19 protein-coding genes are annotated in these 19,824 nt (G+C 38.0%); 7 read left to right on the top strand and 12 right to left on the bottom strand.

All coding sequences use genetic code 11. From position 1 onward, the window contains the following. Positions 1-52 precede the first annotated feature (52 nt). The 7 genes from NIZ91_03720 to asnB all read right to left on the bottom strand — a co-directional run bounded on the left by NIZ91_03720 (position 53) and on the right by asnB (position 9,656). Complete coding sequence (locus NIZ91_03720) at positions 53-1,498, bottom strand: alpha-amylase family glycosyl hydrolase (protein ID USY55776.1); 1,446 nt, start codon at positions 1,496-1,498, stop codon at positions 53-55. A 131-nt stretch (positions 1,499-1,629) separates the two neighbouring features. Further along, positions 1,630-3,027 (bottom strand): ammonium transporter, encoded by a 1,398-nt coding sequence (locus tag NIZ91_03715; GenBank protein USY55775.1) that lies wholly within the window; start codon positions 3,025-3,027, stop codon positions 1,630-1,632. 26 nt (positions 3,028-3,053) lie between these two features. After that, positions 3,054-3,395, bottom strand: coding sequence for a P-II family nitrogen regulator (locus NIZ91_03710; GenBank protein ID USY55774.1), 342 nt, complete (start codon positions 3,393-3,395; stop codon positions 3,054-3,056). Between the two features lie 240 nt (positions 3,396-3,635). Then, the gene (locus tag NIZ91_03705; protein ID USY55773.1) at positions 3,636-4,472 is read right to left on the bottom strand and encodes a phytoene/squalene synthase family protein; all 837 of its coding nucleotides are present in this window, start codon (positions 4,470-4,472) and stop codon (positions 3,636-3,638) included. Positions 4,473-4,543: 71 nt separating this feature from the next. Beyond that, entirely contained in the window at positions 4,544-5,998 is a 1,455-nt protein-coding gene (crtI, locus tag NIZ91_03700; protein ID USY55772.1) for a phytoene desaturase family protein, read from the bottom strand. Continuing rightward, positions 5,995-7,524, bottom strand: coding sequence for a phytoene desaturase family protein (crtI, locus tag NIZ91_03695; GenBank protein ID USY55771.1), 1,530 nt, complete (start codon positions 7,522-7,524; stop codon positions 5,995-5,997). Before crtI (NIZ91_03695) ends, crtI (NIZ91_03700) begins: the two co-directional genes overlap by 4 nt. Before the next feature lie 284 nt (positions 7,525-7,808). After that, positions 7,809-9,656 (bottom strand): asparagine synthase (glutamine-hydrolyzing), encoded by a 1,848-nt coding sequence (gene asnB, locus NIZ91_03690; protein USY55770.1) that lies wholly within the window; start codon positions 9,654-9,656, stop codon positions 7,809-7,811. A gap of 172 nt (positions 9,657-9,828) precedes the next feature. Here asnB and NIZ91_03685 point away from each other — a divergent pair, with 172 nt between their 5' ends. Then, on the top strand, positions 9,829-10,389 hold the full coding sequence (locus NIZ91_03685; GenBank protein ID USY55769.1) for a DUF2777 domain-containing protein: 561 nt from the start codon (positions 9,829-9,831) through the stop codon (positions 10,387-10,389). Between the two features lie 369 nt (positions 10,390-10,758). Here the strand turns inward: NIZ91_03685 and NIZ91_03680 are convergent, their stop codons facing one another. Then, the gene (locus NIZ91_03680; GenBank protein ID USY55768.1) at positions 10,759-11,754 is read right to left on the bottom strand and encodes a DUF3231 family protein; all 996 of its coding nucleotides are present in this window, start codon (positions 11,752-11,754) and stop codon (positions 10,759-10,761) included. A 422-nt stretch (positions 11,755-12,176) separates the two neighbouring features. Continuing rightward, positions 12,177-12,518: a DUF1516 family protein gene (locus NIZ91_03675; GenBank protein ID USY55767.1), complete on the bottom strand. Its 342-nt coding sequence runs from the start codon at positions 12,516-12,518 to the stop codon at positions 12,177-12,179. A gap of 203 nt (positions 12,519-12,721) precedes the next feature. Between NIZ91_03675 and NIZ91_03670 the strand changes: the two genes are divergently transcribed. From NIZ91_03670 to NIZ91_03645, 6 genes are all read left to right on the top strand, one after another. Next, a complete protein-coding gene (locus tag NIZ91_03670) occupies positions 12,722-12,943 on the top strand; it encodes a spore germination protein (GenBank protein ID USY55766.1) in 222 nt (73 codons plus the stop codon). 26 nt (positions 12,944-12,969) lie between these two features. Further along, a complete protein-coding gene (locus NIZ91_03665) occupies positions 12,970-13,242 on the top strand; it encodes a spore germination protein GerPB (GenBank protein USY55765.1) in 273 nt (90 codons plus the stop codon). A gap of 85 nt (positions 13,243-13,327) precedes the next feature. Next, on the top strand, positions 13,328-13,978 hold the full coding sequence (locus tag NIZ91_03660; GenBank protein ID USY55764.1) for a spore germination protein GerPC: 651 nt from the start codon (positions 13,328-13,330) through the stop codon (positions 13,976-13,978). Further along, a complete protein-coding gene (locus NIZ91_03655) occupies positions 13,975-14,151 on the top strand; it encodes a spore gernimation protein GerPD (protein USY55763.1) in 177 nt (58 codons plus the stop codon). Before NIZ91_03660 ends, NIZ91_03655 begins: the two co-directional genes overlap by 4 nt. A gap of 14 nt (positions 14,152-14,165) precedes the next feature. Continuing rightward, complete coding sequence (locus tag NIZ91_03650) at positions 14,166-14,621, top strand: spore germination protein GerPE (protein USY55762.1); 456 nt, start codon at positions 14,166-14,168, stop codon at positions 14,619-14,621. Between the two features lie 60 nt (positions 14,622-14,681). Then, positions 14,682-14,900, top strand: coding sequence for a spore germination protein (locus NIZ91_03645; GenBank protein ID USY57082.1), 219 nt, complete (start codon positions 14,682-14,684; stop codon positions 14,898-14,900). A gap of 25 nt (positions 14,901-14,925) precedes the next feature. Here NIZ91_03645 and NIZ91_03640 read toward each other — a convergent pair whose 3' ends face one another. From NIZ91_03640 to NIZ91_03630, 3 genes are read right to left on the bottom strand one after another with little or no spacing between them, the layout of a single operon-like run. Beyond that, complete coding sequence (locus NIZ91_03640) at positions 14,926-15,231, bottom strand: HNH endonuclease (GenBank protein USY55761.1); 306 nt, start codon at positions 15,229-15,231, stop codon at positions 14,926-14,928. Between the two features lie 19 nt (positions 15,232-15,250). After that, positions 15,251-18,637, bottom strand: coding sequence for an SMC family ATPase (locus tag NIZ91_03635; GenBank protein ID USY55760.1), 3,387 nt, complete (start codon positions 18,635-18,637; stop codon positions 15,251-15,253). A 3-nt stretch (positions 18,638-18,640) separates the two neighbouring features. After that, positions 18,641-19,816 carry an exonuclease SbcCD subunit D C-terminal domain-containing protein gene (locus tag NIZ91_03630; GenBank protein USY55759.1) on the bottom strand — a complete coding sequence of 392 codons (1,176 nt, stop codon included), beginning with the start codon at positions 19,814-19,816 and terminating at the stop codon, positions 18,641-18,643. Positions 19,817-19,824: the final 8 nt, after the last annotated feature.

Below are 19,824 nucleotides of genomic sequence, written 5' to 3'. Positions count from 1 at the left end.
TGATAGCGCTGACATTTTATAATCAAATAGTATCATCAAACGATTGAAAATCCTATTGTTTTTCAGCATTGGTTAACTTACGTTTTTTTCTTTTTTTAGAAGCTGCAATTAAAAAAATCAAAAAGCCGCCATAAACAAAAACCATCATACTAATATACCATATATTAACTCCTTTATCTTTAGCTATTCGATATATATTAGAAGAATCTGAATCTAGTTGTATGCTATACTGTCCATTTCGAGCTCGGATGATGCCGCCCTCTACAAGGCCTCTTAGCTCTTGATCTTCACCGATTTCTTTTTCTTCTATTTGAACAACTTGTGCACGGGAATTATTATTTATCACAAACAGCGCTTGCTCACCTTCATCTTTATAAAGGTACACGCCCATTCCTTTGTCATTTGAAAGTTGAGTGACCTCGCCTTGACGGACGGACATAAGTTCAGCTCTCACTCCTGCCAACTTTGTGATATACTCAATAATTTCCGGGTTCGATTGAAAATTCATCAGACGATGCGCGTCAGTTCCTTTGCCCCCGTCTAGCGCAATTTCTGTACCATAATAAACAATAGGCACTGAAGAAGACAAATATAAATACGTTAATGCTTGCTTAGTACGCACCACTGGATGCTCGCTAGCCTGGAGTATGGTTCGCGTGAAACGCTCCGTTCGCGGACTGTCTAAGAAAGCACCGCCAACTTGATTAAAATGATTGCTTAGCTGAGGAAATGAACCGCTTCTACTTAATTCTTTTGCTTGTTCAATTGATTGCTCTTGGTTCACAAATAAATCTAATGAGCGAGATTTTATATCTTCTCCATTTTTACCTTCACCAATTAAATAAAAACCCTTTTTCTCATGCTTAAATTGTTCTGACAATCGATTTACAAAAGCCGCTGGAAAATCATTGATATCAGTTAAATAGTAGCCATCTAAATTTGTCTGTTTAATCCACCACTCTCCGACATCTTCTATATATGCTTGCACACCAGGTTGATCACTTTTTAAACTTATCGTTTCTCCTTGCTTAGTGAACCAATCGTTCTTACTGGAATCTTTGAGCATCGGGTGTTTTTCACTAATTGTTAAAGGCAGTTCCATTACCACTTTCATTTTTTCTTTATGAGCTTGTTCAATAAATTGTTTCATTTGTGGCAACGTTCCAAAGCGCTCATCCATTTGATAATGGTCGGTAACGTTATAACCGTGGTATCCACGTTCATCGTTTTTAAATACTGGCGTTATAATAATCGTTGTAAACCCCATGTCCTTTATGTATGGAATTCGGTTTTGCAGTCCTTTTATATCTCCACCGTAAAAACTGAGAGGATTATTATAGTCTACGTTCAAGTCATTACGCTCGTCTCCGTTTTGAAAACGATTCACCATCACATGATACATAATCTCGTCTTTAATTGGTTCTCTTGCATCAGCTTGTACAGGAATAAAGCTAACAAACAGCATTCCTAACAGCAAGCTAATCAATTTTCTCCCCACTCCTCATCTCCCCTGTCATAGAGCCTTTTCTCTAGAGTATCGCTTTTAACAATTAAACGTCAACGCTTTCTTATCAACTCTTATTAACACACAAAAAAAGCTAGGTGATAAACACCTAGCTCAACATCTTTCTAAACCGATTCCTTCACACCGCTATTTACTTTACTAGAGCTTTTTCCAACGCTGTTTAAGCGGTCAATCAGCCCTAATCCGAATTCTGGGTTGATATCCGAATTTCCTTTAGATAATAAGTTTTCACGGAATTCGTAAGCTGATGAGCCATGCTCTGCAAAATCTAGACCAGCAATTTCCTCTTCACTTGATACACGAATAGATGTAATTCTTGTTAAGAGGAATAAGAAAATTCCAACTGTCCCCATTGTCCAAGCCATAACCGCTAGGATACCAATTGCTTGAACTCCAAGTAATTGAGCGCCTCCACCGTAGAACAACCCATTTGCTGTATCAAATAGCCCAACTGCTAACGTTCCCCAAATTCCACATACACCATGAACTGTAATTGCTCCAACGGGATCATCTAGCTTCATTTTACTATCGATAATATTAACAGCTTCAACAAGAATTACACCGGAGATTAAACCAATTACGATTGCACCTGGAATTGATACATTTGCTGTTCCAGCTGTAATACCAACTAATCCAGCTAAAGCACCATTTAACGTTAAACTTGCATCTATACGCTTATAACGTAGCTTCGTATAAAGAGCTGAAGATAATACTCCACACGATGCTGACATTAACGTTGTAGCGATAATTGAAGGCACTAGTGAAGGATCAGCAGCTAGTGTACTTCCACCATTAAACCCAAACCAACCAAACCATAAAATGAATACGCCTAGCGCTCCAAGAGGAATATTATGTCCTTGAATTGCATTTACAGAACCATCTTTACCATATTTACCAAGACGTGCTCCTAAGAATGAAACTGCAACGACTGCACCTAATGCACCTGTTAAGTGGACAACTGTTGAGCCTGCAAAGTCAACAAAGCCTAGTTCTGATAACCAGCCACCACCCCAAATCCAGTGGCCTACAACCGGATAGATAACGGCTACCATTACAATCGTTAACAACATATAGCTCGATAACTTCATACGTTCTGCAACAGCACCTGAAATAATCGTTGCACATGTAGCAGCAAATACAATTTGGAATACAAAGAAACTCATTTGATCACTTTGACCATTTAAGAAAAATCCACTTGTTCCAATAAAGCCACCGCTTGAATCTCCAAACATTAAAGCAAAACCAATAACAAAATATAGGACTGACGAAATTGCCACTGTGAGCATATTTTTCATCAAGATGTTTAATGCGTTTTTAGAACGTGTAAAACCTGTCTCTACCATGGCGAAGCCTGCATGCATTAAGAATACTAGTACCGCTCCAAACATGACCCACATCATATCGATTGAAGCACTGACCGATTCCACTGTTGGATCTGCAGCGTAAGCTGTCGTTGATGTTAATAAACCTAACATCAACAAAGCACCTATTTTCTTCTTCATACAATGATCATCCTTTCAGACTGTTTTTATAATATAGCTTGTAAACCCGCTTCGCCTGTGCGAATACGAACTGCATCTTCAATTGAATATACAAAAATCTTACCGTCACCAATTTGGTTTGTGGAGCACGTAGATTGAACGATTTTGATAATTTCATCAACGTGTTCGGCTTCTACAACCATTTCAACCTTCACTTTAGGAACGAGCTTAATTTCAAAACTTTGACCTCTAAATAGTCCTTGCTCTCCCTTTTGTTGACCACAGCCTGCAACTTCTGAAACGGTTAAACCGTTAATTCCCACTTCTTCTAACTTCTCACGTAACGACTGAAACTTTTCTGGACGGATAATTGCTTCCACCTTCTTCATTCATCGTTCCCCCTGTTTTGATGTAAGATTTTATTACATTGTATGTTATGTTTAATATCATATGATGATTTTTCAAAAAATTCAAGCTAATTTCAATAAAAAATAAGATTTTTTTCAAAAACACGTTATGTAATCGTTATCATTAAATTTTTAAGAGAAAAGTTTGTATTTATTGTAAAAAAATTGAATTTTATTATGTTTTTAGACACAAAAAAGCAAGTAGTTCAACTACTCGCTTTTTTAGGAAATTGATGTTAAAATCGTTTGTTTTTGTAGACTTGTTACGTAATGCTTTTGAGTAAATACACGATATTCTTCTTTTCGAATTTTCTCTAAGATCGCTCGATACAAATGGGCAGCTCCTTTTAAAGGAAGCCGTGAAGAAATTGGGTATTTGTGAAGAGACTGTAATCCTTCTTCATAAAGCCGCTCTGCTTCAGTCGCAAGTTCTTCCCACATTGAAACAAATGCAGGGTTAACTTCTTGATTATAAAGCATCTCCATCGTATAGCCTTTCTCTTCCATGATATCTTTTGGTAAGTATACTCGCTTCCGTTCTAGATCTTCTCCTATATCACGTAAGATATTTGTAATTTGCATCGCAATTCCAAGAGAAACTGCATCTGCTTCCAATTCGCGATGCGTTTTCGGAGCTAGTATCGGCAATAGCATTAAACCTACTGTACTAGCAACATGATAAGAATACAATTTAACTTCGTTAAGCGTTTCATATTCATGCTTCACTAAATCCATCTCTTGACCAATAACCATATCTTCAAAAGCTTTTTCATTCATTTCGTACTGATCAAATACATCTCTTAAAGCAATCCACATCGCTGTATCTATCGATTCTCCCTTTCTAAATCTAGAGAACTGCGCTTTAAAATGCTCTAATTCTGCTTTCGGGTTGTTTCCTTCATCGACAATATCATCCACTTGGCGACAGAATGCATAAACAGCCCAAACCGCGTTCTTTTGTTTAGATGGCAACATGGAAAAAGCCTTATAGAATGTTTTCGAATTCGCTGCAATAATTACTTCACATTGTTTATAAGCTTCCGTTAATAGTAGGCTCATAGTCGTTACTCCTCTCGTTTTAAAAGGATAATTAATATTCAATACAGTCTACCATCTTTCATGATGTTCACTTATGACAACTTTTCAAACGATTGATGAGATGCTTGAACCAACGAGTCCGCTAGCAGTTTAGCACCTTGCATCACAATAGGTACTCCTCCACCAGGGTGAATGGACGCTCCAACGGCGTATACATTTTTGTACTCGTAGGGTTGAAGCTGTGGACGAAACACACCGGATTGAAAAAGCTCTGGCGCAATTCCAAAAGAACCTCCTTCATACAATCCAAATTCGTAAGCATCCTTTGGTGTACGAATTTGCTTCCATTCAATTGCTTGTCGCAAGCCAGGGAACCCTTTTTGCTCCAGCGTATCAATTATTCGGTCCATAAATGCGGATTCTGTATCCCAATCAATGTCATGACCCGAGGGTACTGGAACAAGCGCATAAAGTACACCTTTTCCTTTCGGCGCAAGAGTGTCATCAATAAGAGACGGATAAAACGTGTAAATAGCAGGGTCAGTTGGAACAGTTTTATTCTTAAATACTTGATCCATATGCTCATTGAAATCCTGTCCCATAAAATACTGATGTATATTACTATGAGCGTACCGCTTATTTAATCCAAAGTAAAATAATAAGCAACTTGAAGAAGGTACATATTTCTTTTCTTTTACTTTTGAGACTTTTGCCATACTTGGAAAGTCACCGTTTAAAACCACGGAGTCAAATTCATTAATTTCACCGCGTACTTTTAAACCTTTAGCTTCATTCTCTTCAATAATTAGCTCATCTACAGGCGCATTTAAATGAATTTGCACACCAGCTTTTTTTAAAGCTTTCTCTAGTACTGGAACTAAGCTTGCATAGCCCCCCTTCACATAAAAAATGCCATGAGCATGCTCACTATATGGAATTAATGAATAAATTGCTGGTGATGAATAGGGGTTGCCACCAATATAGAGAGATTGTAAAGCATAAGCACTAGCTAAGCGCTCATCATTAAAATAACGTGACACAAATTTATGCATAGACTGATTAGCATTTAGCTGCTTTAAAAACTTTACATTTTGCCACGTCCAAAAATCCCATTTATTTACGAAAGACTTTTGCAAAAAGGCTTTCTCTCCCACTTCAAAGCGTTTTTTCATATCAATCATAAAACGTTTATAATTTTCGGATTCACCCGGAAACGAACGTTCAATTTCACGTAGTTGCTCTTCTTCTTTAGCTCTCTTGGTATATGTTGTACCATCAGAAAAGTGAATTTTGTAAAGAGGATCACACTGGATTAATTCGTACTGGTCTGAAGATATTCCTGCTTCCTCTAGAATTGTTGTTAGCATTTTTGGTAATAAAACAATTGTTGGTCCTTCATCGATGCGATAACCATTGTGTTCAACAAACGCTAAACGGCCTCCCAACCGATTTTCTTTCTCAAATATATCGATTTGAAACCCTTGCTTTGCCAACAGTAAAGCGGTTGTTAAACCTCCTATACCTCCTCCAACAATTCCTATTTTCATAAGGCTCTCTCCAATTCATTCGTTGTTTTATATGGTTCATTTAATAGCTGTTGATCTTTCTTTAAGATTGCTTTTGCCGTAATGCGCGCTGACTCTAAAATAGTAGGCAATCCGCTACCTGGATGTGTTCCTCCACCAACAAGCCAGCAGTTTTTCACTTCTTCAAATTGATTATGGGGACGCAAGACCATCATTTGTGACAGCTGATGTCCTAAATTAAATGTTGCCCCTTTGTATACAAGTACATCTTCTTCCCACTGCTTTGGTGATAAGATTTTTTCGACTTCAATATGCGCCTCTAAGTTTTTAAAGCCCGTTTTTTGCGCTACGATTTTTAAGATAAGATCACGAAATTCTTTTTGCTTCTCATCCCATTCAATTTCACTAAAATTATTTGGAACGGGTGCTAAAATATATAAAGCAGACTTCCCTTCAGGCGCTAGTGTTTTGTCCGTTACAACTGGGTTATGAATATAAATGGAAGGATCTTCTGAAAGCAGTAAGCTTTTCGTAATTTCCTCTACATTTTTCTTGTAATCTTTTGAAAACACAATTGTATGATGAGGTAAATCAAATTGCTTATCGATTCCTAAGTAAATCATAAAAGTTGAGCATGAATATTTTTTCTTTGCTAATTTTTCAGGTTTATATTTTCTCAAAACGCCTTCATCAAATAAATTCGTCATAGCATGAGCAAAATCTCCATTTACCACCACTTGATCAGCAAATACTTCCTCTCCATTTTCAAGAAGTACACCTTTGGCTTGTTTATTTTCAACTAATATTTTCTTTACCCCTCGATTGAGATGGATGGTTCCTCCATGTTCTTGAATCACCTTCGCCATTGCTTTAGACAACTGATTAACGCCACCAATTGGATGAAAAACACCGTATGCGTGCTCCATAAATGACAAAATTGAAAAAGCACCGGGACACTCCCAAGGTGACATTCCTAAATACTTCGATTGAAATGTAAAAGCTAAGCGCAGCTCTTCTTCGGTAAAATAAGAGCTCAATACGTCGTATAATGTTTTACCAAGCGATAGATGCGGTAAAGCCTTTAACGCTTCCGGCTTTAAATAGTGATGATATCGATCCATCTGACCTTGCAACAGAGGCATAAGTGCATTCATTTTCTCTTCTGTTTCTTTCATAAAACGATCGTACCCTTCGCCGTTTCCTGGAAAAACGCGCTCGATCTCCCGCTTCATTTCTTCATGATTATCCGTCATCTTTATATTATAGCGATCAAATATTAGCTCATACATCATATTCAACCGCTTTAAATCCATATAATCGTATGCGTTTCGATTTACAGATTCAAACAGCTCTTCAAAAATTTGAGGCATGCTGAGAAACGTTGGACCCATATCAAAGGTAAATCCATTAATATGAATGGAAGCATTTCGTCCACCAACGTACGGCTGTTTTTCGAATACATCTACTTGATACCCATGACCTGCTAATAGCATAGCTGCCGCTAAACCACCTGGACCTGCTCCAATTACAATAACACGCTTTCGCATGATAAACCCCCTAATAGTTATACATTTATTATACAAATATTATACAAATCTTCTTTCCTAAACACAATTAAAAATATGTGGAATTTATTTTCAATCTATTATTTAGTAAAAAATACTTAAAATTACTGCTCATACAATTGCATAAGTAGTAGTATCTATCCATCTTTTACCCTACCTCTATAAAAATATGTATGTGTTGTCCAAATAAAATAGACGTCTCTAGCATGCCATATAAAAAGCCTTTTGATTCAGTAGAAATCTCTGAATCAAAAGGCTACATGACTTTACTCTTTAATTTGAATATTATTATGTGCAAACCACACGTGAATTTGTGCTAAGTGAGCAAGAAGTTGAGGTCCCGTCATTAATTGACCAAACCAAGGCACTTTAAAGTCTTCTCCACCCGACTTAATAATTGTGTTTAATTGCTCACGATTAAAGAATTCGTGAAGCGCTGAAGATTTGTCTTCTAAAAGCGACTCTAGCCAGAGTGTTACTGCTTTTGTATAGGCTGGATTATGGGTTTTAGGATACGGGCTCTTCTTACGATATAAAACATCATGAGGTAATACTCCTTCTAATGCTTTTCTCAAGATCCCCTTCTCTTTATTACCAACCATTTTCATCTCCCATGGAATGTTCCATGCATATTCTACTAGCCGATGATCAGCAAATGGAACGCGTACTTCCAGACTAGCTCCCATACTCATACGATCTTTTCGGTCCAATAACGTTGTCATGAACCAAACCATATTTAAATAAAATAGTTTGCGGCGCTGCGCATCCTCACCTGACTCCCCATCTAGTTCAGGCACTTCTTTAATCGTCTTATCGTAGGTAGCTCTTACATAGTCTTCTAAATTAAGTTTCTTTCTCCAGGAATCTTGCAGTAAGTTCATTCGTCCTTCTAAAGAACGCATCCAAGGAAACGTATCGGATTGCAAATCGTGCTGGCGATGAAACCATGGGTATCCACCAAAGATTTCATCTGCACATTCTCCGGATAAGCCAACCACAAAATCCTTCTTGATTTCTCTACAAAACCATAATAATGAGGAGTCTACGTCAGCCATTCCAGGCAAATCACGTACTATTACCGCTTCTGTTAAATGATGCACAAGGTCTTCCGTTGATATAACGCAACGATGATGATTGGTTTGGAAGGTGTCAGACATAAGTTGAATATACGTATAATCTGAATTCGGCTGAAATTCATTTGCTTTAAAGAATTTGTCATTATCTTCATAATCAATTGAATACGTATGAAGCTGACCTTTTCCATTCTCTTTAAATGAATTAGCTGCAATTGCTGTAATCGCACTAGAATCTACTCCGCCTGATAAAAATGTACACACTGGAACATCTGATACTAATTGACGCACAATAGCATCTTCAACTAAAAACTTTACTCTTTCCGTTGTTTCTGCTAATGAATCCGTATGCTTTGCACTCTTCACATTCCAATATCTCCACACTTTAAGCCCGCTTTTACTTAGCGTCATGGCATGAGCAGGTCTTAATTCATCTATTCCTTTAAAGACACCGTGCCCTGGAGAGCGTGAAGGACCTAATCCTAACACTTCAGCTAACCCATCTAACCCGATTTCAGCTGGTACTTCTGGATGAGCTAAAATCGCTTTTAATTCTGATGCAAATTGTAACCCTCCATCGTACGACCGATAAAATAAAGGCTTGACGCCTAGACGATCACGTGCAATAAATAACTTTTCTTCAGATGCATCCCAAATAGCAAAAGCAAAAATTCCGTTAAAATAGTCCACACACTCCTCTTTCCATTCAACATAAGCTGTTAGTAGTACTTCCGTGTCAGAGTGCCCTTGGAATTGATATCCTCGCTTTAATAACTCTTTGCGAATATCTTCTGTATTATAAAGCTCACCATTATAGCAAATCGTATATTCTTTTTGCTCTTTCTTTCTAGTCATCGGCTGCTTGCCGCCTTGTGGATCTACCACAACCAATCGCTTATGTCCAAACGCCGCATGCTGTTGAATCCATACATTTGTATCGTCAGGACCTCGCTTTTCTAATGTTTCCGCCATTTTTTTAACGGTGCCTTGTTCACCTAACAAGGAGCGTTTGAAATCAACCCATCCGGTGATACCACACATTAGTTATCATCCTTTCCTTACGCGCTTTGTAATGAATGAAATAATGCCATTGTATGCATGGAATTCGCACAGTTGATTTGTCCACCTATTTTATTTCAATTATTTTAGTTATAAACGCCTTCGTTTTAGGAAATACAAACAAATAACAATTTCGTATATGGAGGTCTTAAAAATGAAGAGTAATTCAAAATATTCAATTCTACAAAACCAGCCTCGTTCGTTTATGACGGGAACTGTTGAATACATTGATTCAGAATGGATTTTCTTTGATGAAGAAACAGATGAAGCATCTATGCTAAACGATATCCTCAATGAATCCGTTGAGGTATACATCAATATGAGTTGGGAAAAGGGACTATTTATCTCAGATCACCAGTTTAAGCTTCACAATATGATTTATCGAATTAAAAATGGTGATAAGCTTCGCGTAACGAGAAAGCTCCCATACGCATATGAACAACTACTGAAACACCTAAAAAAAGAAGCGTTTCACACGCTTACGAGCCACTTAAACTCTCTAAACATCTCTCTTTATGACTGCATCTATTGTCATAACACACTTATTTTCCTGCCGGAAGATAAACATACAAAAGGAGCAAATTTTCTCATTTTTGATAATGAAGAAATGATTTGTTCCGTTCAACACTTATTTGAGCGTGGCGAAAATGGTTTAGACCGTTTCGAATACACGTTAAGCGATGGAAGTCGTTCTATGAATTTAATTCTTCACTAAGGTGTAGAAATGCAACCATACGTCAATAAGCAACACAAGGAATATAAAAGGGCTATGGAGGAAACAAGGTGAATACAAGTAACCTTTTCCATGCATGAAAAAGACTGTTGATTCACTCAAGATGATGAAAAATCAAGGTTATATAAAAAGCAAAATAAACGGATAAAGTGAAAGGGTCCTTGTGTAACAAGGGTTCTTTCTTATTGTTAGTTCTGAAAATTCATATTATGACAACTAAGCATTTCATAAGTAGCGAAAAACAAAAAAGCCACTGCTTCTGAACAGTAGCTTTTTCTACTCACGTGTAACTTTGTACTAAGTGATGAGTTATACTCCAAGGGTCAAACACTATTTACTAACAATGTGTATCTAATAATTTAATCTCTTCCGGTCATCTGCTTGGGGAGGTTGTTCCATCCACTGATTATCAATTAAATCTTTCCCAATACGACTATATATCCATAAGCTATCCAAGGCTGCCTTTTCACAACGCGCTGAAATATCAGCTCTCATACTTGCGATAAGGGATGCGTTATAATACGTCACTGCTACACCAAAGAAGAAACCAGTTTGAAGAAGCATAAGTCTCTCTGAAAAAGGGGAAACAATAGAATCTGTAACCTCCGTTTCGCATGATTTGGGTAAATGAAGGTTATCTTTTGTTAATAAAGATGAAAATGTAGCAATGTGTTTGTTTTTGACTTTTAGGCTTTTTTCTAATAATACTCGTACGTTTTGATTTTTTGAAACTTTGGAAAAGCCAAGGATCACCGCTTTTGCAACCAATGTTTTTTGTAAATTAAAATAAGTATGTCCAGCTTCGATTGCATTCATCGGCCGCTGTTTACCAAAAACATCTGTTACGTAGTGGTATTTTTCAATCATTTTTACCTTACTAGGTGTTATATAAGTAGGTGATTGCTGATACAGTTGTTTTGAAATAAGGAGATCTTTAGATTTTTTATAAATTTCCATCGCATCAAGGTTGCATTGATAATAAAAATCTACAATATCTTGGCGTATAGAAGTCGTAAAAGATAGGCTTATTTCGTTATGTCCATGTGTGCTAATCATGTAAAGAGATTCAAGGCATAAAACGTCTGTAAATAGAGCAGGAGCTTCTAAATTAACATCCTCTTCTGTAAACCCCTTGGGAATAGGAAAGTTCTCTTTTTTAAATAACTTTTTTAACATATCTACATGGTTAAATGAGTACTGAAGAGCTGTTTGAAAAAGGCTATGTATTTCAGGGTCTTGGATTGTATTAAGCATATATTTGTTTACACATATAGATAAGGTTTCACGGATATAATGTGTCCATAGGTTTGCAATTTCAGGAGATGTTAATTCATTCTTTTTTTGCAATTTTCCGGTCCTCCGTATAAAAACTAATTTTTCTTAGTTTCTCCCCTTTTTAAGCTTTCATACAAGTTAGCTTTTTTCCTAATAACCCCTCAAAAACTTTTTGTAAGTGCTATATTTTCGTTCGTTAATTTACGAGTAGATAGGTAAACTCTTAGAAAGATTAATTCTGTGTGCTTCCCTCCCTTCTACTATAGACAAATACAATGAAGATGACTGATTTTTTCTTTATTGAGACGCTCGGGATTGCAACGACGGTTGTGACACTCCTGCAGGACTAGCGAGTGTTCTGAGACCCCGCAGTTTACGAGGAGGCTCAGGCCGAGCCCTGCGGAAAGGGAGCATATCCGAGTGGAAATCCCTCCTGTTGTATGCGTGCCTTTCCTCTTTCAAACAACAAAAAAAGCTGCTTATATCAGCAGCTTTTAACCTAAAACAACATATCCATAGTAGAATACTAGTACAAGCGCTACGACTAGAAGTGCCCATGCGCCTCCTGTTGCTTTGGCTTTTTTTGTCCTAACAAGTACCATCTCCATACCAACTAGCACTAGAACCCCAGCCAGTCCCTTAATAAGAGCTTGTCCTTTAAACTGATACCAATCTGCTAGCAAATGAGCACCTGATAACAACACAAGCACATACAACAGACGAGTAATCATATGTACAATCTTTGCGCCTTTTTCTTTACCGGACTTCGTTAAAACAAGCGCTACCACAAAACCAATCAGCAATAATGTCCATAATGTTACATGTAAATGAATCATCTTATCCTCTCCTTTCATTCCATATCATACCATGAATACAAGCTTTCTCACCACTGTACATAAGCATCAAACAGCAATGCACTTATCACTTTCACATATCTGCCATATATTACTTCAACTATGAATACATATGAACAGAAAGAACTTTTTAACATTCTTTTCATACCATGATAAGAGACTATAATGATAAAGGATGTTTGCCTATGCCAGCCATCGTCGGCGTTGTCAACGTAAATAGTGTCGGTTCTGCTAGTGTTCTGCACATTGGCGACGTATACAGTATTGCTCCCATCTCAACGGCTAAAACATTTGCCGGAGCAGGATCTTTTAATACTGGAGATCGTCTTCATGTCATTAACCAGCAAAGCGCAACGAACACCCAAGATAGTGATGTAAATGACCAAAACATTACAGCTAATGCTTAAGTTGTAACAGAAAGGAGCTACCTCCATTGAACTTCTATGTAAATCAAAGCATTTGTATCCAAAGCTTAAAGGTAAGTGCTGTCAGTAACTCTTCTGTATTACAAATTGGAAGCGCAGGCATCATCAAACCGAACTCCAACCTATTTAATACAGGTGGCTTTACTGAAGCCGCACCTGATGAACAAAAGAAAGGAATTTTAGGATCAGTTTCTCCATCTACTTTCACACCGACACAATCTTCAGCAGTTCCAGCACCTTATTCTCAGTCGCTCACTCCACCCGTTCGGGTGAACAACTGACATGTTCATAACTTCCTCACCATATGTATAAAATATATCATTTTTAAATGACAATTTGCATACAGGGTGAAAGAAGGTGCGGAACATGAAAAGCATGGACTATACGCAGCAAATGCATCGTTATATTGAGCAACTATCAGTGCGAGTTGCTACCCTTGAATCAACTGTTCAAAAACTAGAACAGCAGATAAAAGAGCTAGAAGAAAAAACTCCTATTAATATTGAAAAAATTGAATATAAATTTGAACAGCTAAAAATCGACTCGCTTGATGGCACATTAAATATTGGCTTAAACCCGCTTACACCAGACAACCTAGAAGACATTATTATAAATAACCAAACCCCTGAAATTACGCTTCCACAGCAAGGGCCACAAAACCCAAGTTTAAAGCCACTTGACCGCAATATAACGAAGCAGTGGGTTGAAGATATATATGCATCTATGACATCTGAACTTGACCAGCATGGCTACTCAATGGTTCAGCATGTTCTTGACCAACGCTCCATGACAATTGAAGGAGCCTACTATGACTTTATAATTGAAGACGTAAAAAAGCAGTTAGAACAACGTATTACTTATTATTTAAATCAAGTTCAATCTGAAGAGCTAGAGCAAAACTTTGAAGCAATTAAACCCCAAATTATTGAGAAAATCTATGAAGACATCAAAAAAGGCATCGATGCTTTCTTAACCTATTTACCCGATTCGTTAAAGAAAGGCGGTCATAACCAATGAATTATACGGTCATTAATCGAGAATTAATGGTAGGAAATATTGATATTACCGGCGTATCTTCTTCTTCTGTTCTTTTAATTGGAGATGCTCACTATATAAATTTATCAGCAACATTTGATACACCTGCAGAATCTCTCATAATTGGTCCTTACGTTCCATTATCCTTATCTTAAAGGAGAAATTAACTATGCTATCCCGAATGTCTCAGGTAGATCATTTAACAATAAATTCTGTGTCATCCAGTTCACTTTGTCAAATTGGTGATTCTACTCAGATGGTGTTAAAGACAAGAGCACTAGCTGTCAAGCGAGAGTTCCCTTTTTTCTATGGAAGAGAAGGAAACTTTGATGATTATGATGTTTTTAATGAACCTATCCCACAACCAATAATTGAAGCTGTAAATATGCAAGTAACTAACCTTGCTCCTATCATTAAAGTAAATCGTATTAATATTAAAGGGTGTTCATTCTCTTCGGTTATTCATATTGGTTCGACCTGTACGCTTGATGCAGAATCTCGCATTAAGCATATAAGACAACTGGATGGAATTGAATCTAAAACACCTGATGTTGGGTTAGAAAAGGAGCTTAACATGACAGCAGATGATGTTGAAACTACTCTTGAAGACGATTCCACAGAATGAACAAATCTTACTGCTTTATCATACACTAGATTATTATCACGATAATAAAGGGTGGATAACATGCCAGCTTTAATCGGTCCTGTTAGTATCACAAGCGTGGGTGGCGGTGTTGTGACGTTTGGAGATACCTTTTATGTGTCCCCAAAAAGCTCATCAAAAACCAATACGGGCTCCGGGGCAGTTAATACCGGTAACTTCGTCAATACCAATACCGGAATCTCTGGAACAAATACGCTTGATCCCGATCTTGCAGATCAAAACAACGTTGCCAATGCATAAAAACAGCTGGAATTCCAGCTGTTTTTTATCTTTTTTTTCGCTCATTCGACTTTTTAATTTTAGGCACTCGTGAAGATGGCTGCTTTTGAATCCATTTTATAAACGAATGAATCTGTGGATCATCCTTTAGTAAGGCAATTGTATTTAAGCGAATCGCTAATTCTGTATTTGTATAAAGAGCGTGTATTTGCTTATGACACGGAATACAAAGGTTAGCAGTCGGCTCAAATGTACCTCCCATTTCTTTTGGGGTAAGATGGTGAACCGTAATTTCGACATCTTCTCGTTCGCATAATTCGCACCAGCCAACGTGACGATCTTTTTTTCCCACTGCTTTTCAACCCTTTCCTTTATAGAGTTTCAACAGCTACTTTTGTTCCCATACCAGTAGCATCAGCAGGTTGTACAATTAATCGCTTAGGTAAGCGTGCTCTAAGCTCTTGCACGTGACTAATAACTCCGATTGATAAATTATCTGACTGAAGCTTTTCTAAGGCCGTAACAACCGTATCAAGAAGCTCTCCATCCAGTGTTCCAAACCCTTCATCTAAAAAGAAAAATTGTAAAGGATACTCTCCGCGAAGCTGAATTTGTGCAGATAGCGATAGAGCTAATGCCAGTGATGTCAAGAACGTTTCTCCTCCTGAAAGAGTTGAAACCGGACGCTTAACTCCACCGTTAGCATCATCTCTCATAATAAAACCACCTTGAGAATCTACTTCAATTGCATAGCGGTGACGTGTTAAAATGGCTAATCGCTCCGAAGCATCTCGACTAATCGCCATCAGCTGTTCTTCAGCCATGTATTCAACAAATGTATTACCTTTAAACACAGACTGTAGCTTTTGATATTGTTCAAACAAAGCTTCTTTTTCTACTCTCTGCTTTTCAAGCTCTTTAAAGCGTTCATGTCGCTTTAATATGTCTTTTAAGGTCTCTTCTGCTCCACCTTTTAGCTGATTTGCTTCGTTAACTGCTGCTTTTATATTTACTAATAGCGATTTGGTTTCTTCCCACTTATCTTGAGTTATAGATTTACCATTAAGTTTCCCCTCAACTTTAGCTATATCAGCTTTGGCTTGTTTTAGCTTATCCTCAAACGCTTGAATTTCTTCAGTTAATTTCTGTATGTCATCACTTGTTTGAACCGCTTTTTTGACTTCTTCTTTTTCTGAAAAACATGATGGCTGAAGGTGCTCTTCCCAGTCTTTTTTGACCTCTTCATATCGTTCCGTTAAATCCTCTAATACCTTACGCTCTGCATGCTCATCTGCCTGTAGCTTTTGATAAGTCACTTGCATACTATTTAGCATTTCATAACAAGTATTTTCCGTTTGATCAAGCTCAATAATGCGCTGCTCAACCTCTCTTAGCTCTGACGTCACATCCCCTGCTTTTGAAAGTTCCATAAGCATCTGTTTTTGTTGTTGGAGCGCTTGATGAACGTTTTTTTGCTCTGCTTCTAACTGAACATTCTTACGCGTCGCTTGATCATAACCCTCTCTCGCATACGCAATTTTATTTTGTTGTTCGTCAAAAAACTGATAGCTTTTATTAATGCGTTCTACAAGCGTTCGTTCTTCTGCAATTCGCACCTTCATTTTTTCTTGAACTTCATAAATTTTACTCATTTCTAGATGTGGATATAGCTCATTCCATTCCTCAATAAGCACGCTAAAATCATTTTGATACTTACTTAGCTCTTCAGCAAGACCCTCTACTTCTTTTATGAGTTGCTGCATGCTGAACAGTAAATCTTGCTGCTGCTGTTCACTTTGTTTATAGCTCTGTAACAGCTCTGTTTGCTTCTCACGAACTTCAATATAATCTTGCTGTAACGCTTTTAACTCAACTTTTAACTTAGTGCTATATTCATCGCCGTTTCCCTCTAATAGTTGAATAACCGGCAAGTCATACTTCGTATCTGTGATTCCAGGATACGCATCGAGTAACATTGAATGAAGCTGTTCTAAACGAAGCTTCATGGCTCCGTACTCCTGCTTTTGCTCATCCAGTACATGTTTTTCTTCTTCATAGCTCGTAATGTGTTCATCCAGTTTTAAGTTCGCGTGTCCTTCACTAGATACAGCAGGTGAAGGATGATCCATTGAACCACACACTGGACAAGGTTTTCCTTCACTGAGATCTTCGGCCAGCTGATGGGCTAAGTGATTAATTCTTTCCTTTACTTGCTGCTCACGCAGTGACTGTAATTGACGATTTATCGAGCGAAAAAATTGTTCAAATTCACGCTCACGCTCACAAACAACATGATAGATGCGCTGGGTAGATACAAATAGCTGTTGTGCTTGAGAAGTTTGGCGTTGTTTTAATTCTTTTTGGGTTGCAAGTTTTGCTTCAGCTGCTTTTAGATCTAGCTGCTTTTTGTTCACTTTTTCCTCATGTTCTTTTATTATCTTGTTTAATTCCATTACTTTCTCAGCTTTGACAGTAGCTTCATATGTCTGTTCACGCTCTTCATCAGAGACCTTTACCTGTTCTAACTCTTCTTTTAAGCTACTTTGCAGCAATTTACCTTTTTCTAATTGCTCTTCAAGCTTTTGCAGAATTTGCACCTGCTCTTTTACATCAGCTGAAAGCTGATTGCACTCTTTTTCTTTTTCATCGTATTTCTTTTCTAATTCCCGTATTGATTTTTGAATTTTTTTGGCTTGTTCTAACTGTTCTTTGCGAATAAAGAGCTTTGGTTGTTCCTGCTGTTTTGTTAACCGTGCTTGGTCATACGCTATCTGGCTTTTTTCATACTTGTCATACTGTGCACGCAACTTCTCTTGAATAACTAATACGTTTTGACGAGTTCTTTGCTTTTTCATCGTAAGCTGCTCGTACGCATTTAGATAGGGCAACAACTTTTTTGCTTCTTCAGCTATAGCTACCTGTTTTCGCTTCCCTTCTATAAGCCCCTCTTGCTCCTTCAACCCTTTTAACGTTTCTTCTAATTCATGTTTAATCTGCATATCATTCCAAATTGCAGTTTGTTCATCATACAACGTTTCGATATCTTTTAGTTCGCGCTCACGCTTTTCAAGTAAAATGATACGTTCTTGAAGGACTTGCTCCGCTTGCTTAACGCTTTCCTCTGATGCTTCCCCTAATCCCGTCTGCTCTGCAGAAATCGTATCAATTTCACCTTTTAACAACTGAACCTTGGAACGAATTTTTTTGTTAAGCTGATCACCGTACTGCTCTAAATTAAATAAACGCTGCAGCATTTGACGACGTTCTGTTCCTTTTAACGATAAGAACTCAGCAAATTTCCCTTGTGGCAGTACAACAGCGCGCGTAAAGTCATCAATTGTTAAACCTAATAACGACTGAACTTGCTGGTTGACATCGTTTGTTTTATCAGCCAGTACGATGGTTTCATCTCCTACTTCAATAAAACGGCTGGTTGCTGATCTTACCCGCATTTCATCCGAACGTTTGAAGCTACGCTCAACGGTATAGCGCTTTTTATGGGTTGCATTTTCTAATTCAAATGTAAAAGCAACTTTCACTTCGTCCTCAGCATGATTTAAAATGCCGTGTGTGTTGTTAGCTGCCCTTTCTACCTTGCCGTAAAGCGCAAGCGTCATCGCATCTAAAATAGAAGATTTGCCGCTACCTGTTGGGCCGAAGATACCGAACACACCACCTGAACATAGGCTTGTAAAATCGATAATTTGCTTTGACCTAAAGCTGTGCAAGCCTGCTATTGTTAAAGTAATAGGCTTCATCTTCTACTCCTCCTCTTCTGCCTCTTGTGTATGAATCAATGATAAAAAGAGTTGAACCAACTCGTCACTTGGCGTTGCTCCACCTGTTTGCTTACGGTAGAACTTCGCAAAAGACTCTTCCACCGGAACGTTTCGCTGTTCTTGTTGCACCTCAACAGTTTCTTCCTCTTTAAAAATCGGTCGGATATGAATAAACCCTTTGTGTAGCTTGCGTAATCGGTGAATTTCTTCAAGAGACAGCGCATCTTCTAAGTGAATCTCTAAATCAATCCAAGCAGTGCTATCTTTTCCTTCATCCAACCACTGATAGACTTCTGCGATACCGTTTTTCGCTCTCCATCTTGTAAGTGGTCTTCCGCTTGATAAAGGAATTTCTGTTACTTTCATTTCTTTTCCCGGCTTCCCATCGAGTATCGTTACTGATTTGGTATAGCCTGATTCAGAAAAGCTATAGGCAAGAGGTGAACCTGAATAACGAGCTTTTGTAGAAGCTCGCTTAATGTCTTGCGGTCGGTGAAGATGTCCAAGTGCCACGTACTGAGCTGCTGCTGGAAGGCTTGATGCTGCCACGGTATACGCTCCACCTACTTCAATTGGCCGTTCAGAATCCGTTGAGCTTCCTCCAGCAACATAGATATGACTCATGGCAATGTTTACACTGTCGTTTGTAAAATGTGAGCTCATCTTTAAGAAGATTTCGCGTACTCGCTCATCATATGAGTTTCGAAGCAACAATTCGTCGTCTTCCTCAGCCAACATTTCCTTTAATCTAGATTCCGATGGATAAGGAAGTGCGCCTACTTTTAACGTTTCTTCAACAGTTGGAAGGTAAATCTCTTGTACATCTGTTGTCGGTAAACCTATGAGCGTAATATTTTGTTCGAATGCAAGCGGAGAGGCTGCAGATAAGCGATCGGGGTTATCATGATTACCCGCAATTACAATAATTGGACGATTGCCTTTTTCACTAAGCTTCGACATACTCTCATAAAATAATTGCTCTGCTGCTGCAGGCGGATTGACGGTATCAAATACATCACCGGCCATTAAAATTGCATCAATTTTTTCTTCCTTTACAATTTGAGCTAGCTCATCTAAGAACTGAGCTTGTTCTTCAATTCTACTCCTACCTTCTAAGGTTCTCCCTAAGTGCCAGTCGGCCGTATGTAGTAATCTCATTTGCTCCC

This window comes from Bacillus sp. 1780r2a1 (assembly GCA_024134725.1).
Taxonomy (GTDB): Bacteria; Bacillota; Bacilli; order Bacillales; family Bacillaceae_H; genus Priestia; species Priestia aryabhattai_A.
Note: the sequence above shows the minus strand (reverse complement) of the source record. Positions and strands in the feature narration are given on the sequence as shown.

Excerpts from the sequence above, each read along its gene's own strand:
- asnB (USY55770.1), bottom strand. The coding sequence starts at position 9,656 with ATGTGTGGTATCACCGGATGGGTTGATTTCAAACGCTCCTTGTTAGGT.
- NIZ91_03650 (USY55762.1), top strand. The coding sequence starts at position 14,166 with ATGCTATCCCGAATGTCTCAGGTAGATCATTTAACAATAAATTCTGTG.
- NIZ91_03635 (USY55760.1), bottom strand. The coding sequence starts at position 18,637 with ATGAAGCCTATTACTTTAACAATAGCAGGCTTGCACAGCTTTAGGTCA.
- NIZ91_03705 (USY55773.1), bottom strand. The coding sequence starts at position 4,472 with ATGAGCCTACTATTAACGGAAGCTTATAAACAATGTGAAGTAATTATT.
- NIZ91_03715 (USY55775.1), bottom strand. The coding sequence starts at position 3,027 with ATGAAGAAGAAAATAGGTGCTTTGTTGATGTTAGGTTTATTAACATCA.
- NIZ91_03660 (USY55764.1), top strand. The coding sequence starts at position 13,328 with ATGAAAAGCATGGACTATACGCAGCAAATGCATCGTTATATTGAGCAA.
- NIZ91_03710 (USY55774.1), bottom strand. The coding sequence starts at position 3,395 with ATGAAGAAGGTGGAAGCAATTATCCGTCCAGAAAAGTTTCAGTCGTTA.
- NIZ91_03685 (USY55769.1), top strand. The coding sequence starts at position 9,829 with ATGAAGAGTAATTCAAAATATTCAATTCTACAAAACCAGCCTCGTTCG.
- NIZ91_03630 (USY55759.1), bottom strand. The coding sequence starts at position 19,816 with ATGAGATTACTACATACGGCCGACTGGCACTTAGGGAGAACCTTAGAA.
- NIZ91_03645 (USY57082.1), top strand. The coding sequence starts at position 14,682 with ATGCCAGCTTTAATCGGTCCTGTTAGTATCACAAGCGTGGGTGGCGGT.
- crtI (USY55772.1), bottom strand. The coding sequence starts at position 5,998 with ATGAAAATAGGAATTGTTGGAGGAGGTATAGGAGGTTTAACAACCGCT.
- NIZ91_03655 (USY55763.1), top strand. The coding sequence starts at position 13,975 with ATGAATTATACGGTCATTAATCGAGAATTAATGGTAGGAAATATTGAT.
- crtI (USY55771.1), bottom strand. The coding sequence starts at position 7,524 with ATGCGAAAGCGTGTTATTGTAATTGGAGCAGGTCCAGGTGGTTTAGCG.
- NIZ91_03670 (USY55766.1), top strand. The coding sequence starts at position 12,722 with ATGCCAGCCATCGTCGGCGTTGTCAACGTAAATAGTGTCGGTTCTGCT.
- NIZ91_03675 (USY55767.1), bottom strand. The coding sequence starts at position 12,518 with ATGATTCATTTACATGTAACATTATGGACATTATTGCTGATTGGTTTT.